Raw genomic sequence first — 14,632 nt, 5'->3', positions numbered from 1 at the left:
GATCCGGGTCGTCACCCCTGCCGCACCTGAGTTGTCGGCGGGGATCATCTGCTTCGACGTCGACACAGTGCAGCCCCAGGCGGTGGTGGCGGCACTGGCGGCGAAGGGCGTCTCTGCCTCGGTCACTCCATACAACGAGCGGCACGTGCGCGTAGGGCCGAGCATCGTCACGTCCGATGAGGACGTGGACGCGCTCTTAGCCGCTCTGCGTGGTTAGGGCCACGGCTCACTTACGCGCGACTACGACATCCCGCACGATCGCCTGGTCGACCCGGTGGGAGAAGCCCAGGTACGGCCCCTCGTCGAGTGGTGTCAGCCCCGCGGATGCCAATGCGTCAACCAGTGCCTCCCGCGGAACCACATTGGTGTTCCACGACAGCACTACGGTCCCGCCCGCGCGCAGCAACGACGCCCAGCCCGGTAGTGCCGCCTGGACCAGCTCTAGAGGGCCGCGGTGGAGTCCGCCGCCCGCGCGGCTGCCGTGCTGCACGCCGTAAGGGGCGTCAGCCACGATCACGTCGAAAGTGGACGCGCGGTGGAACTTCGCCGCCTCTGTGGTGTCGGCGTTGACGTAGTCGAGGCTGAGGGCGTCCCCGGCCTTGTAGCTCTCCTTGTCGATCCCGACCGATGCGGTCAACCGGCGCGCGATGACCTTGCCCTCGCGGCGGACGCGGGTGACCTCGGCGGTGTGCTTGAGCCGCTTGCGCTTGAGCCAGGTCTGCAGGAACGTCGAGTACGCGTCGAAGTCCTTCATGTCCAGGTCGATCCCGGCGGTGTCGTACCCGTACATCAGCGCCTGGTTGAGCGTCGTCCCCCGCCCGCACAGGGGGTCCAGCACGCGGAGCCTGCGGTCGAGCATCTCCCCGGCGAACTCCGATGACGCCACGGCGAGGTTGAGCATCAGCTTGGTGAAGTGCTCGTTGGTCTTGCCCGAGTACTTCTGGATGGTGATCAGGTCGTCGTCGAACCGGTCCAGCCCGGCCAGTTCCACCGGTGCGAGCAGGTCGTCCCGCCGCTCGAACAGCGCGTAGGCGGAGGACAGGTTCGCGAGGTAGCGGACGTCGCGGTCGTCGAGGCCTTCGGCGTCGAAGCCGAGGTAGGGGACCCCGCCGATGCGCACCGGCTCGATCCCGCCGATCCGCCCGCCGAGCACCCGGTCGCCGAACACGGCCAGTTCGGCGGCCATCAGGTCCACCGACGAGTCGGCGTAGACGCGGTTGAGGGCGGGCCGCACGAGCAGCGCGTAGGTGGGCATGGGCTCCCGATCGGGGCGGAGATGGGCAGGTCAGAGCAGGGTACGGCGTTCAGTCACCGACAACTCAAGTCGTCCTTGACAAGAAAAGTTGTCGGTGAGAGGGTTGTCCCATGTTCGACGTAGCGGTGATCGACGACCCGGCGGCTGCCGAGGTCACGCTGGACCCGGTGCGCTCAGCCCTGCTGGCCGCGCTCGCGGAGCCCGGTTCGGCCAGTTCGCTGGCCGAGGTGGTCGGGCTGCCCCGGCAGAAGGTCAACTACCACCTCCGCGCCCTCGAGAAGCACGGCTTGGTCGAGCTCGTCGAGGAGCGGCGCAAGGGCAACTGCACGGAGCGCGTTCTCAGGGCCACCGCGGCCTCTTACGTGATCTCGCCTGCTGCGCTCTCCGCGGTGGCCCCCGATCCGTCGAAGTCGCCGGACCAGCTCTCCGCGCGGTGGCTGCTCGCCTTGGCCGCGCGTTTGGTGCGGGAGTTGGGTCAGCTCATCGCCGGCGCGACGGCGGCGAAGCAGCGGCTGGCGACCTATGCCAGCGATGCCGAGATCACCTTCGCCACGGCGGCCGACCGGGCCGCCTTCGCGGGCGAACTGCAGGACGTGGTCGCCGACCTCGTCCGCAAGTACCACACCGAGGACGCGCCCAACGGCCGCAAGCACCGCTTCATCGTCGCGTTGCACCCCAGTCCCAAGCCCCAGCACGACCGCTGAACCGCAGCACCCCCAGAACCCGGAAGGAACCCCAGCCATGTCGAAGCAGTTCGAGATCCGCCGCGAGATCGTCGTCGAGGCCACCCCGGAGCAGGTCTTCAACGCCATCACCGAGAACAACGGTTCCTGGCTGTTCCCGATGCCGTGGCCCGGCTCGGACGGATCCGTCGACGAGTCCGGTAGTCGCATCACGGTGTGGGACCCGCCGCACCAGGCGTCGGTCCGCACCGACGGGCCGGACGGCTGGTTCAACGCCCTCGAGCACATCATCGAGGCGCGCGACGGCGGCACCACCGTGCTCCGGTACGTCCACAGCGGCATCTTCACCGACGACTGGGACACCCAGTACGACGGCGCGGGCAAGCACACCGACTTCTACCTCCACTCCCTCGGGCAGTACGTCAAGTTCTTCCCGGGGCAGGCCGCGACCTACGTGGCTGCGGACGGCCCAGAAGCGTCCACCGCGCAGGGCTCGGTGGACGTGGTGCGCCGCGCTCTCGGCGTCACCGCCGTCGGCGACCGGATCAAGGTGGACGTGCCCGGCCTCGACCCGGTCGACGTCGAGGTCGACTACCTGGAGGGTCAGTTCATCGGCCTCCGCTCCGGTGACGCGCTCTACCGCTTCTACTGCCGCGAGCCGTGGGGCGCGCCGGTGTCGCTCGCGCACCACCTGTTCGGTGCCGCCGACGCGGACAAGACCACCGAGGCGTGGCAGAACTGGCTGAACGGTGTGTTCGCCTGATCCTCCGCGAGTCCTAGGACCCATTCACGGCAGAAACGCCCCGGGCGCGAACCCGGGGCGTTTTCCTGTCCGCCCACATCGGCGAAACCGGACCGAAGACCGGCGGATGGCCTGGGAAAGTGCTGATTACAATGTGCTACTTCCATCGATCTCGGGAACAGCTCCACCACACCAGCGCCGCGTAGACGAGCAGCACCGGCACGATGAGTCCTAGGACCAGCTGCCAGAGGTCGCCGCCGCTCACGGGATCCACAACGAGGTCGACCGGATGACCAGGCTCGGCGCGCCCGGTTCACCCGGCAGCGGCAGCGCCAGCAGGTCGGTGACCACCTCGACCAGGTCCGTGCCGTCCTTCATCCACACCACCCCGTCGGCGACGAGGCGGTTCGCCAGCACGTGGTGGCGGTCGAAGACGAACACCGCGTCGGTGAACCGCTCCTCGGTGTGCGTCGCGGCGACGGCGACCAGTTCGTCGTTCTCGCCGAGCAGGTGGAATCGCCACTGCCGTTCGCGCAGTGCCACCAAGGCGCCCAGTTCCGGGAAACGCCGCAGCGCTTCCGCTTCCGTGATGGGGTCGCGGGTACCGGTCATCACCAACTCCGTGTCCTGTGATCTACAATCAGAAACCGATTCACCGCCAGTCTCGTGCCGTCCCGCCGGGTTCCGCGACGCGTTTGCGATACGAGCATCCGGCGATTTCGTCGTCCGGTCGGTCACCGTTGGTTGTCTCCGGCCTGTCAACAAAGGGGTAGAAGCATGGCGAGGACGCCCAAAGGCGTCGCGTTGGGCAACGTGCTGCGCCGCACCAGGGAAGCCAGTGACCTGACCCTCCGCGAGGTGGCCAAGTCGCTCGACCGGGACGCGCCGACGCTGTCGCGCTACGAGAACGGGAACCGGACTCCCAGGCCCGAACTGGTTTCCCGCATGTTCGCCACCTACGGGGTGGACGGTGCGCGCCACGATGAGCTGATGACCCTCGCGTACCGGCTGGACGATCCACAGTGGTTCGCGGCCACCGAGATCGAGCGGCAGCAGCAGGCGGCGGCCTATGTGGAGTGCGAGCGGAGTGCCAGTGGCATCGTGCAAGTTTCGCCATTGGTCTTGCCGGAGCTGTTGCAGACCCCGGCGGTTCTTAGGTCGATCCCGCGCAGCGACCACGAGGTTGAGACCACGTTGCGGCGCCAAGAGGTTCTTACCGGCGACAGGCCCACTAGGTACACCGCGCTGATAGGGGTGTCCGCTCTGCATCAGCACATAGGTGGCAAAGAGGCTGCCGTGGAGCAGTTGGATTACCTAGTGGCGATGACCCGTCGCCCACATATAGAGCTCCGGATAACCCCGGCAGGGCTCGGATGGCACCCCGGGTTGGACGGTCCCTTCACCGTCATCGACTCCAAGCGCATAGGACCGGTGGTCTTCGTCGCGACCAAGACGTCCACGCTGTGGCTCCACCGGCCGGTGGACGTGGGCATCTACCAAGAGGCGGTCGGGTTCATCCGGGATGTCTCCTTCGCCCCGGATGACAGCGCCCGCATCATCGAAGGGTTGGCCACACGCCTCCGAGAGGGCCTATAGGACTCACAGGGAACTGCCGGCTTTCTCGTAGGTCGGCCACAGCGTCCGTGTCGAAGATATCCGGCTATGAGACGCGGGTGGCTCGTCAACGGGCTCTTGGCTGTGGTCCTGGTCGGGGTAGGGCTCGGCGGGTACTACTTCTTCTTCGACTCCGGCACCGAACCGGCTGCCGCCGCGACCACGCGGACGGCGGCGGTCACGGCCAGGGACGTCACCGAGACGGTGACGGCGTCCGGTGCGGTGCAGAGCGGCTACACGGGGACGGCGTCCTTCGGCAGCTCCGGCACCGTCGCCACGGTCAACGTCAAGGTCGGCGACGTGGTGACCAAGGGGCAGACCCTCGGCACCCTGGACACGTCCCAGGCCAAGCTGCAGCTGACCATCGCCCAGAACAACCTCAGCCAGGCGGTCACCAACCGGGACACCGCCGAGGCGGAGGGCAAGGACACCGACCAGCTCGACAACCAGGTCACCCAGGCGGTGCTGTCGAGGGACCAGGCCAAGGCCACCCTCGCCGGGATGACCCTGGCCGCGCCGGGCGACGGCACGGTCACCGCGGTGAACGTGGCCGTCGGCGGCAAGGCGGGGTCGGGCGGGTCCGGGGCGAGTTCGAGCAGCACGACGGCCTCCGGCGACTTCGTCGTCACCGACCTGAAGAACCTCACCCTGCACGCGGACGTGGCCGAGAGCGACGTCAGCAAGCTCAAGGTGGGCCAGGCCGCGACCGTCACCGTCAACGCGCTGCCCAACCAGCCCATCCAGGCGGCGGTGGTCGCGATCGACCTGCTCCCGACGACCGCGAGCAACGTCGTGCAGTACGGCACCACGTTGTCGTTGACCAGCCCGCCCGCGAACCTCAAGCCGGGCCAGTCGGCCAGCGTCACCATCACCGTCGCGAACGCCGCGAACGCGTTGGCGGTCCCCTCGGCCGCAGTGCAGACCGTGGGCAACGCGAGCTCGGTCACCGTCATGGAGAACGGGCAGGAGGTGCGCAAGACGGTGGAGTTGGGCGTCAAGGGCGATACCTATGTGCAGGTTCTGTCGGGCCTTACGGAGAACGAGCAGGTAGTGCTACCGCAGGTCGCTACCAGCACACAGAGCAACAATCGCAACGCGGGCGGCCTTGGTGGTGCCGGTGGTGGCTTTGGTGGCACAGGCGGCGGCGCGAGGCCGGGCGGTACCGGTGGAACCGGGCCGGGCCGGTGACCGCGCCCGTCATCGAGGTCCGCGACCTACGCAAGACCTACGGCTCGGGTGACACCGCCGTACACGCGCTAAGAGGCCTCGATCTCACCGTCGCTCGTGGGGAGTACCTGGCCATCATGGGTGCTTCCGGCTCCGGCAAGTCCACCCTGCTCAACATCCTCGGGTGCCTCGACCTGCCCACCTCGGGCAGCTACCTGATCGACGGCATCGACACCTCCGAGTTCGGCGAGGCCCAGCTCGGGCTGATGCGCAACCGCAAGATCGGGTTCGTCTTCCAGTCCTTCAACCTGATCCCGCGCACCTCCGCGCTGGCCAACGTCGAGCTGCCGCTGGTCTACGCCGGGGTTCGGCGGGCACAGCGGCGGGCGCGGGCGATGGCGGCGCTGCGCATGGTCGGCCTCGCCGACCGCGCCCACCACCGGCCCAACGAACTCTCCGGCGGCCAGCAGCAGCGGGTCGCGATCGCCCGCGCCCTGGTCACCGCGCCCGCGATCGTGCTGGCCGACGAGCCGACCGGCAACCTCGACACCCGCAGCAGCCAGGACGTCATGGGCATCCTGGACCAGCTCAACGCCGGTGGCCGCACCGTCGTGCTGATCACGCACGAGGACGACGTCGCCGCGCACGCCGACCGGGTGGTCCGGGTGGTCGACGGCCGGATCGCGCAGGGGGTGCCCGCGTGAGGTTCACCGAGGTCCTGGCCTTCGCCGTGCGCGGCGTCACGGCCAACAAGCTCCGCTCGGCGCTGACCACGCTCGGCATCATGATCGGCGTCGCCTCGGTCATCCTGCTGATCGCGGTCGGCAACGGCGCCTCCCAGTCGGTGCAGCAGAGCATCGCGGGCCTGGGCACCAACGTGCTGACCGTGTCACCGCAACGCGCCCAGGCGGGCTCGTCGACCAAGCCGTTGACCACCGCCGACGCCAAGGCGCTCGCGGACCCGGTCGAGGCCCCCGCGGTGAAGTCGGCCTCGCCGGTCACCTCGACCTCGGCGACCGCCGCGCACGGCTCGGTCAGCTACAGCATCTCCCAGTTCCTGGGCACCGACCCGGCCTACTTCGGCACCACGAACAGCTCGGTCGCCCAGGGCGCCCTGTTCACCGACGACGACCTCGCGCAGGGCCGCAAGGTCGTCGTCATCGGCGCCACGGTCGCCACCCAGCTGTTCCCCACCGGCAACCCGGTCGGGGAATCCGTCCTGGTCAACAACATCCCGTTCACCGTGGTGGGCGTCCTGGCGACCAAGGGCTCCAGCGGCCTGCAGGACGCCGACGACACCGCCGTCGCCCCGCTGAGCACCGTGCAGAACGCGCTCACCGGCTACGGCAGCCTGTCGCAGATCGTCGTGCAGGCCACCAACGCCGACACCATCAGCGCGGCCCAGGCCCAGGTCACCACCATCCTCGACGGCAGGCACAAGATCGGGTTCGGCCAGCAGGCCGACTACCGGATCCTGAGCCAGGAGCAGCTGCTCACCGCGCGCACCGCGACCACGGACACCTTCACCGTGCTGCTGGCCTCGGTCGCGGCGATCTCGCTGCTGGTCGGCGGGATCGGGGTCACCAACATCATGCTGGTCACGGTCACCGAGCGGATCCGCGAGATCGGCATCCGCAAGGCCGTCGGCGCCAGGCGCGGCGCCATCCTGGGCCAGTTCCTGCTGGAGGCGACCATGCTCAGCCTCTTCGGCGGCGCGCTCGGGGTCGCGGCCGGGTTCATCGGCGCCCGGTTCACCATCGCGGGCATCACGCCGGTGATCGTGCCGTCCTCGGTGCTGCTGGCCTTCGCCGTCTCGGCCGTGATCGGCCTGTTCTTCGGCAGCTACCCGGCGAGCCGGGCCGCTCGCCTGCGTCCCATCGAAGCACTGCGACACGAATAGGGGATAGGCCTTGACCACACCAGAGCAGGACCCGCTGTTGAACCAGCCGGTCGGCGGTGACATCGACAAGGAGCTGCGCGCGGCGGGCAAGGGCGTCAGCAAGGTCACCATCGGGCTCGCGGTGGCCGTGCTCGTGGCGCTCGCCTTCGGCGGCGGCGCCCTCGTGCACAAGGCGCTGGCCTCTCCCGCGACCGCCGCACCCGCGGCCGGGCAGGGGCGGGGCGGTGGCTACGGCGGCCCGGGCGGTGGCGGTTTCCCCGGCGGCGGCTACGGCGGGCAGGGCGTCCCCGGGCAGGGCGGCCAAGGCGTACCCGGGCAGGGGCGGGGCGGCACGGTCGGGACCGTCGACCACGTCGAGGGCTCCACCGTGTACGTCAAGACGCAGGACGGTAAGCTCGTCAAGGTGTCCACATCGGACTCCACCACGGTCGACCTGGTCACCAAGGGCGCGCTCACCGACCTCGCCGCTGGCGACCCGGTCGTGGTCCAGGGGCAGCAGGCCGAGGACGGCTCGGTGACCGCGCGGGCGCTGACGCGCAGGCAGGCGGCGGGGTGACCCCGGCGTCGTTGCTGGTCGTCGAGGACGACGACGGCATCCGCGACCTGCTGGCCACCAGCCTGCGGTTCGCGGGGTTCACCGTGGCCACCGCCGCGACCGGCACCGACGCGCTGAGCCAGGCCGAGCGGCTGCGACCGGACCTGCTGGTGCTGGACGTGATGCTGCCCGACCGGGACGGCTTCGACGTGCTGCGGAGGTTGCGCGCGGGTGGGCACGGGGTGCCGGTGCTGTTCCTGACCGCCCGCGACGCCAACAAGGACAAGGTCACCGGCCTGACCATCGGTGGCGACGACTACGTGACCAAGCCGTTCAGCCTGGAAGAGGTCATCGCCAGGGTCACCGCGATCCTGCGTCGCACCCGCCCCTCCGAGGCGGCGCCGGAGCGGTTGGCGGTGGGGGATCTCGAACTCGACGTAGACAGCCACGAGGTGCGTAAGGCAGGCAAGTCGGTCGAGCTGTCTCCGACGGAGTTCAAGCTCTTGCACTACCTGCTGCGCAACGTGGGCCGGGTGGTGTCGAAGGCGCAGATCCTCGACCAGGTGTGGAACTACGACTTCAACGGTGAGGCCGGGGTCGTCGAGTCCTACATCTCGTACCTGCGTCGCAAGGTCGACGACGGCGATCCTCGTCTTATCCACACCGTGCGCGGGTTCGGCTATGTGCTGCGGGCACCGTGAGAGGCCTCGGCCGCATCGGTGAGGCCTTCGGGCGGCTGCCTCTACGCGTGTACCTGGTGTTGGTGGTCGTAGTGCTCGCCGCGGCGGGCCTACTCGGCACGTGGGCGATCGGCGCGCAGGTCATGCAGAACTACCTGCTGGGCCAGATCGACTCCCGGCTGGACCGGATGAGCGGTCTGGCCCAGCGCCAGCTCATCACCGGTGTCGACCCGAGCCGCTCGAACCGCGGCCCGGCGTGGGCGCAGTGGGAGGTGGTGCTGGTGCGCCACCCGGACGGCCAGGTCATCGACGTGGGCCCGCGCCGCGACAGCGACGTCCGCCCGGCGCTGCCCGCGTTCGGTTCGGTCGACCCCGGCAGCTACCTGACCGTCGACTCCGAGGGCGACGCCTCGCCGAGGTGGCGGGTGCTCGTCCGGCCGCTCGGCGAGGACGAGGTGGTCGTCGCCACCAGCCAGGCCGATGTCGACACGGCCGTCGACGACCTCCGGCGGACGTTCCTGCTGATCAGCCTCGGCGCGCTGGTGCTGCTGGCGGCGACCGGGTACGCGCTGGTCCGGGGTGGTCTGCGGCCGCTGGAGGAGGTGGAGGGCACCGCGGAGGCGATCGCCGCCGGTGACCTGTCGCGCCGGGTGCCGGTGCGGCGGCCGGGCAGCGAGGTCGGCAGGTTGGCGGTGTCGTTGAACGGGATGCTGGGCCAGATCGAGCAGGCGTTCCACGCGCGTGCCCGGTCGGAAGAGGCCGCTCGGATCTCCGAGGGGCGCATGCGCCGGTTCGTCGCCGATGCCAGCCATGAACTGCGCACGCCTCTTACCTCCATCCGTGGCTATGCGGAGCTCTATCGCCAAGGCGCGGCTGCCGACGTCGGCGAAGTGATGTCCCGTATCGAGGGGCAGGCAGAGCGGATGAGTGCCCTAGTGGCGGATCTGCTGCTGTTGGCGAGCCTGGACCGGCAGCGGCCATTGGAACTCGCACCTGTTGACCTGACTGTCATCGCCGTTGACGCTGTGCACGATGCACGCGTTGTCTCACCCGACAGGTCTATAGCGCTGAAGTTGGACATCGGCGATGAAGAGGCTGTGGTCTTGGGTGACACCCAGCGGCTGCGGCAGGTGGCGTCCAACCTTGTCAGCAACGCTCTCCGGCACACGGCAGGAGCTGTGGAGGTCCGTGTCCGGCTGACCGGGCGCACGGCGATGTTCGAGGTTGCCGACGAGGGGCCGGGGATGACCCCGGAGCAGGCGGAGCGCGTCTTCGAGCGGTTCTACCGGGCTGACCCCTCGCGGACCCAGGAAAGCGGCGGCACCGGGCTGGGGTTGGCGATCGTGGATGCCTTGGTCTTCGCCCATGGTGGCTCGATAGCCGTGCAGTCGACCCCAGCTGCGGGCACGACGTTCTCCGTAGCGCTACCGCGACTCGTAGACGCGTAGATCCTCCGGCGCCACACTCGCCCATAGAGGCTCGTTGAGGTCTAGGTCGGCTAGGGCGGCTGGCGCAAGGTCTGCGGACAAGGAGCCCAAGTGCACGCGGGTCGTGTGCGCGTGCTGCTCCACAGCGGTAACAGTGACCTGCCAGGCGTTGGCGCCCTGCGGACGGGTATGGCCGAGGCGGAGAGCCGTTGGGGCGAAAGCAACATTGACGGCACCGGAAGCGGCGGTCGTGGTTGTAAGAGCGTCGCCGTCGTCGAGGGTGACTTCGGTGCCTTTGGCGTTGCCGCGCAAGAGGTTGAGACCGACCAGGTGAGCGATGTAGTCGGTCTTGGGGTGCTGGGCCACTTCGCGGGGGACGCCGGTTTGGGTCACGCGGCCGTCCTCGATGACCACTAGGCGGTCGCCCAAGGCCATGGCGTCCACCGGGTCGTGGGTCACCAAGACCGTGCTACCGGGGAAGTTCTTTAGGTGGCGGGCCAGCTCCGCGCGCACTCGGAGTCGAGTGCCGGCATCCAGCGCGGCGAGGGGCTCGTCGAGTAGCAACAGCTCCGGGCCGGTCGCCAAGGCCCGAGCGAGCGCGACGCGTTGGGCTTGACCGCCGGACAGCGCTGACGGCCGGTCACCCGCGCGATCGGCCAAGCCCACGGTGTCCAACCACGTCGACGCGCGGGATCGGGCCTCGTGCCGGGGTGTACCGCGGGCGCGCAACCCGAAGGCGACGTTTTCCAGGACGGACATGTGTTGGAACAAGAGGTAGTCCTGGAACACCATGCCGACCGGGCGTTGCTGCGGTGGCACGAACTCGCGCGGCGGAGCATCCCAGACGTGTTGGCCTAGCCGGATGTGCCCGTCACGCAACGGCAGTAGGCCCGCCAGCGCGCGTAGTGCGGTTGTCTTGCCCGCGCCATTGGGACCCAGCACGACCACTACCTCGCCGGGCTCGACAATGAGCGGTAGGTCCAGGCCAGCGCGGTCCACGCGTAGTAGCGCGTCGAGGTTCATCCGCCCACCCACCGATCACGCAGGCTGGCCAAAACAGCCACTGACACCGCCAACAGCACTACGCTCAACACGATCGCTGCCTGCGGATCAGTCTCCAGTGCCAGGTAGACGGCCAATGGCATCGTTGTTGTCTCGCCTGGGAAGTTACCCGCGAACGTGATCGTCGCGCCGAACTCGCCTAGAGCACGAGCCCAGCACAACACCGTGCCCGCCACTACACCCGGCATCACCGAAGGCAGCGTCACCCGGCGGAACGTGAGCCAGCGGGACGCGCCTAGCGTCGCCGCTGCCTCTTCGATCCGCGGGTCCGCTGCCCGCAGCGCGCCTTCTACCGAGATCACCAGGAACGGCATGGCTACGAACGCTTCCGCCACGACCACCCCGGCGGTGGTGAACGGCAAGGACACTCCGAACCAACTGTCCAACAGTTCGCCTATAGGCCCACGCCTGCCAAGCACCAACAGCAGAGCGACACCGCCTACGACTGGCGGTAGGACCAATGGCACGGTCACCAGTGCGCGGATCCAACGCCGGCCTGGGAGTTCCCCGCGAGCGAGCACCCACGCAAGGGGAACTCCCAGCACCACACACACGACCGTCGCCAAGCTCGCGCACACCAACGACAACCGCAGCGCCTCACCCACCCCGGCGCTGAACAGCCGGGTGGGCAGCTCCGCCCAGGGGGTCCGCACGAGCAGACCCACCAACGGCAGCACCAAGAAGGCCAGCCCGACGAGGGCGGGCACGACAAGAACGGCGGGGAGCCTCCCCCGACTCACCCGCCGTCCGTTCACGGGGCCGTGAACCCGGCGTTCGTGAGCGCGGTCTTGCCGCGGTCGGACAGGACGAAGTCGACGAACGCCTTCGCGTCCGCGGAGTTCGGGGCCTTGCCCAGCACGGCGATCGGGTAGTCGTTCACCGCGGCGGTGGCCTCGGGGAAGTCGATGCCCTCCACCTCGGCACCGGCGGCCTTGACATCGGTGCGGTAGACCAGCGCCGCGTCGACCTCGCCCAGCCGCACCTTCGTCAACGCCGCCTTGACGTCCTGCTCCAGGGTGTCCGGCGCACCGGTGACCCCGGCCGCCGCCAGCGCCTTCTTGGCCGCCGCCCCGCACGGCACCTGCTCCGCGCACAGGGCGATCTTGCGGCTCGCGTCCCCGAAGTCGGCCAGGCCGGTGATCTTGCCGGGGTTGCCCTTGGGGACGGCGATCTCCAGTTGGTTGCGGGTGAAGGTGACTGGCGAGAGCGCGTCGGTCACCTGCTGCATGTTGGCCGGGGCCGCGGAGGCGAACACGTCGGCTGGTGCGCCCTGGTTGATCTGCTGGGCCAGCGCCGAGCTGCCCGCGAAGTTGAAGGCGACCTTGACGCCGGGGTTGGCGGCCTCGAAGTCCTTGCCGATCGCGGTGAACACCTCGGTCAGCGAGGCGGCGGCGAACACGGTGACCGTCCTGGTGGGCTCCTGGCCCTGGCTCGACGAACAGCCGGTTAAGACCAGCAGTACCGCGAGGAGAAGGGCGCGCATCCAGACCTCCAGGGACGAGTAACCGCGGATTCGGGTCGATCGGCAGTCTAGCCCCGCGGATGCGGCGGTGGCGCTGCTCGGTGGCAGCGGGTAACCGCCCGTTTGCACCTCGGCACCACCGCACTGGGGGCTGCCCGGGCGGGGGTCGTGGGTGAGAGTGGAGCTCCACCGACACCGGGAGGCGGCATGGCCAGCGGGTTCCAACGGGCGAAGATCACCGGGGTGTTCGCCGCGATGGACCACGACCACGACGGGGCGCTGACCGAGGCCGACTTCGTCGCGCTCACCGACCGCTGGTGCCTGCTGCGCGGCGCGGCGGCGGGCTCGCCGGAGCACCACCGGCTGGCCACCATCATGCTCGGCTGGTGGCACACCCTGCGGGCCGCCGCTGGCACCGACCAGGTCACCGTGCACGACGTGCTCGGCGTCGTCGACCAGCTGCACAGCGCCCCGGAGGCCGTCACCGAAACCGCCAACGCCCTCTTCGACGCCGTCGACGAGGACCGCGACGGCCGCATCACCCCCGCCGAACACCACCGCCTGGTCGAAGCCTGGAACGGCCGCCCCACCGAGTTGGGTGACGTCTTCCGATTACTCGACACCGACGGCAACGGCACCCTCTCCCGCGAAGAGTTCACCGCCCTGTGGACCGAGTTCTGGGCAGGCGACGACCGGACCGCTCCCGGCACCTGGCTGTTCGGCCCCGTGCCGGGGGCATGAACCGCTACGGGGTGACGGCCAGGCGCGGGGTGAAGCCTGCGGCGATGATGGCGGTGCTGGTGGGTGGGGTCAGGACGTCGAGTGGGGTGCTCGGGAGGGGGCGGGTGGTGGTGTAGCCCGCGGGGGTCCAGAGGTGCAGGCGACCGTGGGCCACCAGCCAGGGCGAGCCGTCCGCCATGACGAAGGTGCCGGTGGGTGGGTCGGCCAGGGTGTGGGTTTGGCGGCGGCCGTCGAGCAGGGCGCGTTCGGTGTGCAGCACTGCGTCCATGTCGTCGGCGCCGGGCGGTTGGGTGTCCTGTGTGGACGACCAGAGTTCGCGGTACCGCAGGTAGTCCTGGCGTCTGCACTCGGCGCAGGGGCGGTGACCGGCCGCGAGGGCGACGGCCTCGTCGAGGAAGAACAGCTCGGTGTACTTACCGGGCGCCATGACCGGTCGGCGGCGGCCGCGGAAGGTCAGCTCGCAGGTGATCCAGCGGCGGACCTGGGAGCGGCGCACGATCGTCCCCGCGGCGTCGTGCAGCACGCCGCGGTTGCCCATCAGCGTGCCGCGGTGCGGGGTCTCGACGAGATCGCCGGTGGGGGTCACCCGGTTGCGCCTGGCCACGGCTACTCGGCCGCGTGCGAGCGGTACTCGCGGATCTCGTCCGCGCGGATCAAGCCGTCCTCGATCGCCCTGGCCAGCAGCGCGGTCTTGGTCGGCGCCGGGCGGCCGAGCTTGGCGTACTTGACCCTGGCGCGGTCGATGTACTGCCGGACCGTCGCCTCGCTCAACCCCATCCGGCGCGCCACCGACGCCTTGGACATCGACTGGAACCACAGCAGCAGCGCCGTTCGCTCCTGGGCCGACAGGTGCGGCGCCTCCGACAGCAGCGCCCCCGCCACCGACGGGGTCACGTACGGCCGGTCCGTGGCGACCGCGACGATCGTGTCGACGCAGTGCCCGCCCGCCTCGTGCTTGGACAGGAACGCCGAAGCCCCCGCCTCGAGCACCGCCAGGATCGTGTCCGGGTCGTCCATCCCCGAGTACACCACCACCCGCCGCCCGGCGGTGCACAGCTCCGCGACCCGGTCCACCACCACGGTTTCACCCAGGTGCAGGTCCAGCAGCAGCACATCGGCCGCCCCAGCGGGTCCCGCGAGCACCTCGTCGACATCGGCGCCGCTGCCCACGACCACCGCCCGCTGCCCGGGGTCGGCGTTGATCCACGTGGTGACCCCGTCCACGACCACCGGGTGGTCCTCGATGATCCCCACGGTCACCGGCAGGCCGGTCATCGGTCCCCCTCCCGCTCACGATCGAACCGCACTGAGCAGCCCCCGAATCGCATTCTACGGCGGGGGGACTGACGGAAAGGGGTGCGCGC

Annotated in this window: 18 protein-coding genes; 11 read left to right on the top strand and 7 right to left on the bottom strand. The window is 69.6% G+C overall.

Translation table 11 applies throughout. From position 1 onward, the window contains the following. On the top strand, nt 1–217 hold a 217-nt coding region (locus tag JOD54_RS33825; protein ID WP_372440381.1), incomplete at its 5' end, for a hypothetical protein. Between the two features lie 9 nt (nt 218–226). Here JOD54_RS33825 and JOD54_RS33820 read toward each other — a convergent pair. Beyond that, nucleotides 227–1,255: a TRM11 family SAM-dependent methyltransferase gene (locus JOD54_RS33820; protein WP_204455976.1), complete on the bottom strand. Its 1,029-nt coding sequence runs from the start codon at nt 1,253–1,255 to the stop codon at nt 227–229. 110 nt (nt 1,256–1,365) lie between these two features. Here JOD54_RS33820 and JOD54_RS33815 point away from each other — a divergent pair, with 110 nt between their 5' ends. Together JOD54_RS33815 and JOD54_RS33810 are read left to right on the top strand one after the other, a co-directional pair. Next, a complete protein-coding gene (locus JOD54_RS33815; RefSeq protein ID WP_204455975.1) occupies nt 1,366–1,959 on the top strand; it encodes an ArsR/SmtB family transcription factor in 594 nt (197 codons plus the stop codon). Between the two features lie 37 nt (nt 1,960–1,996). After that, nucleotides 1,997–2,701, top strand: a complete 705-nt coding sequence (locus JOD54_RS33810) for an SRPBCC family protein (RefSeq protein WP_204455974.1) — start codon at nt 1,997–1,999, stop codon at nt 2,699–2,701. A 240-nt stretch (nt 2,702–2,941) separates the two neighbouring features. Here JOD54_RS33810 and JOD54_RS33805 read toward each other — a convergent pair whose 3' ends face one another. After that, the gene (locus JOD54_RS33805) at nt 2,942–3,292 is read right to left on the bottom strand and encodes a hypothetical protein (RefSeq protein ID WP_204455973.1); all 351 of its coding nucleotides are present in this window, start codon (nt 3,290–3,292) and stop codon (nt 2,942–2,944) included. Nucleotides 3,293–3,457: 165 nt separating this feature from the next. Between JOD54_RS33805 and JOD54_RS33800 the strand changes: the two genes are divergently transcribed. From JOD54_RS33800 to JOD54_RS33770, 7 genes are all read left to right on the top strand, one after another. Next, a complete protein-coding gene (locus tag JOD54_RS33800; RefSeq protein WP_204455972.1) occupies nt 3,458–4,276 on the top strand; it encodes a helix-turn-helix domain-containing protein in 819 nt (272 codons plus the stop codon). Nucleotides 4,277–4,342: 66 nt separating this feature from the next. Continuing rightward, entirely contained in the window at nt 4,343–5,482 is a 1,140-nt protein-coding gene (locus JOD54_RS33795) for an efflux RND transporter periplasmic adaptor subunit (protein ID WP_204455971.1), read from the top strand. Further along, on the top strand, nt 5,479–6,165 hold the full coding sequence (locus JOD54_RS33790) for an ABC transporter ATP-binding protein (RefSeq protein WP_204455970.1): 687 nt from the start codon (nt 5,479–5,481) through the stop codon (nt 6,163–6,165). The genes JOD54_RS33795 and JOD54_RS33790 overlap by 4 nt, the downstream gene beginning before the upstream one ends. Then, nucleotides 6,162–7,361, top strand: coding sequence for an ABC transporter permease (locus tag JOD54_RS33785; RefSeq protein WP_204455969.1), 1,200 nt, complete (start codon nt 6,162–6,164; stop codon nt 7,359–7,361). The genes JOD54_RS33790 and JOD54_RS33785 overlap by 4 nt, the downstream gene beginning before the upstream one ends. Nucleotides 7,362–7,371: 10 nt before the next feature. Next, nucleotides 7,372–7,917, top strand: coding sequence for a hypothetical protein (locus JOD54_RS33780; protein ID WP_204455968.1), 546 nt, complete (start codon nt 7,372–7,374; stop codon nt 7,915–7,917). Then, nucleotides 7,914–8,597: a response regulator transcription factor gene (locus JOD54_RS33775; protein WP_204455967.1), complete on the top strand. Its 684-nt coding sequence runs from the start codon at nt 7,914–7,916 to the stop codon at nt 8,595–8,597. The genes JOD54_RS33780 and JOD54_RS33775 overlap by 4 nt, the downstream gene beginning before the upstream one ends. Then, nucleotides 8,594–10,024, top strand: coding sequence for a sensor histidine kinase (locus JOD54_RS33770; RefSeq protein ID WP_307860499.1), 1,431 nt, complete (start codon nt 8,594–8,596; stop codon nt 10,022–10,024). The genes JOD54_RS33775 and JOD54_RS33770 overlap by 4 nt, the downstream gene beginning before the upstream one ends. On the opposite strand, the gene JOD54_RS33765 is transcribed toward JOD54_RS33770, so the two are convergent. From JOD54_RS33765 to modA, 3 genes are read right to left on the bottom strand one after another with little or no spacing between them, the layout of a single operon-like run. After that, complete coding sequence (locus tag JOD54_RS33765) at nt 10,001–11,026, bottom strand: ABC transporter ATP-binding protein (protein WP_204455966.1); 1,026 nt, start codon at nt 11,024–11,026, stop codon at nt 10,001–10,003. The genes JOD54_RS33770 and JOD54_RS33765 overlap by 24 nt on opposite strands. Beyond that, nucleotides 11,023–11,805: a molybdate ABC transporter permease subunit gene (gene modB / locus JOD54_RS33760; protein ID WP_307860497.1), complete on the bottom strand. Its 783-nt coding sequence runs from the start codon at nt 11,803–11,805 to the stop codon at nt 11,023–11,025. The genes JOD54_RS33765 and modB overlap by 4 nt, the downstream gene beginning before the upstream one ends. 11 nt (nt 11,806–11,816) lie before the next feature. Continuing rightward, a complete protein-coding gene (modA, locus tag JOD54_RS33755) occupies nt 11,817–12,548 on the bottom strand; it encodes a molybdate ABC transporter substrate-binding protein (protein WP_204455964.1) in 732 nt (243 codons plus the stop codon). A gap of 186 nt (nt 12,549–12,734) precedes the next feature. Between modA and JOD54_RS33750 the strand changes: the two genes are divergently transcribed. Further along, entirely contained in the window at nt 12,735–13,268 is a 534-nt protein-coding gene (locus JOD54_RS33750; protein ID WP_204455963.1) for an EF-hand domain-containing protein, read from the top strand. Nucleotides 13,269–13,272: 4 nt separating this feature from the next. On the opposite strand, the gene JOD54_RS33745 is transcribed toward JOD54_RS33750, so the two are convergent. Then, nucleotides 13,273–13,872 carry a hypothetical protein gene (locus tag JOD54_RS33745; RefSeq protein WP_204455962.1) on the bottom strand — a complete coding sequence of 200 codons (600 nt, stop codon included), beginning with the start codon at nt 13,870–13,872 and terminating at the stop codon, nt 13,273–13,275. Between the two features lie 2 nt (nt 13,873–13,874). Continuing rightward, nucleotides 13,875–14,543 (bottom strand): response regulator transcription factor, encoded by a 669-nt coding sequence (locus JOD54_RS33740; protein ID WP_204455961.1) that lies wholly within the window; start codon nt 14,541–14,543, stop codon nt 13,875–13,877. Nucleotides 14,544–14,632 lie beyond the last annotated feature (89 nt).

It is taken from the genome of Actinokineospora baliensis (genome assembly GCF_016907695.1).
In the GTDB taxonomy this organism is placed as follows: Bacteria; Actinomycetota; Actinomycetes; order Mycobacteriales; family Pseudonocardiaceae; genus Actinokineospora; species Actinokineospora baliensis.
This window is presented reverse-complemented; position numbering and strand designations above follow the sequence as displayed.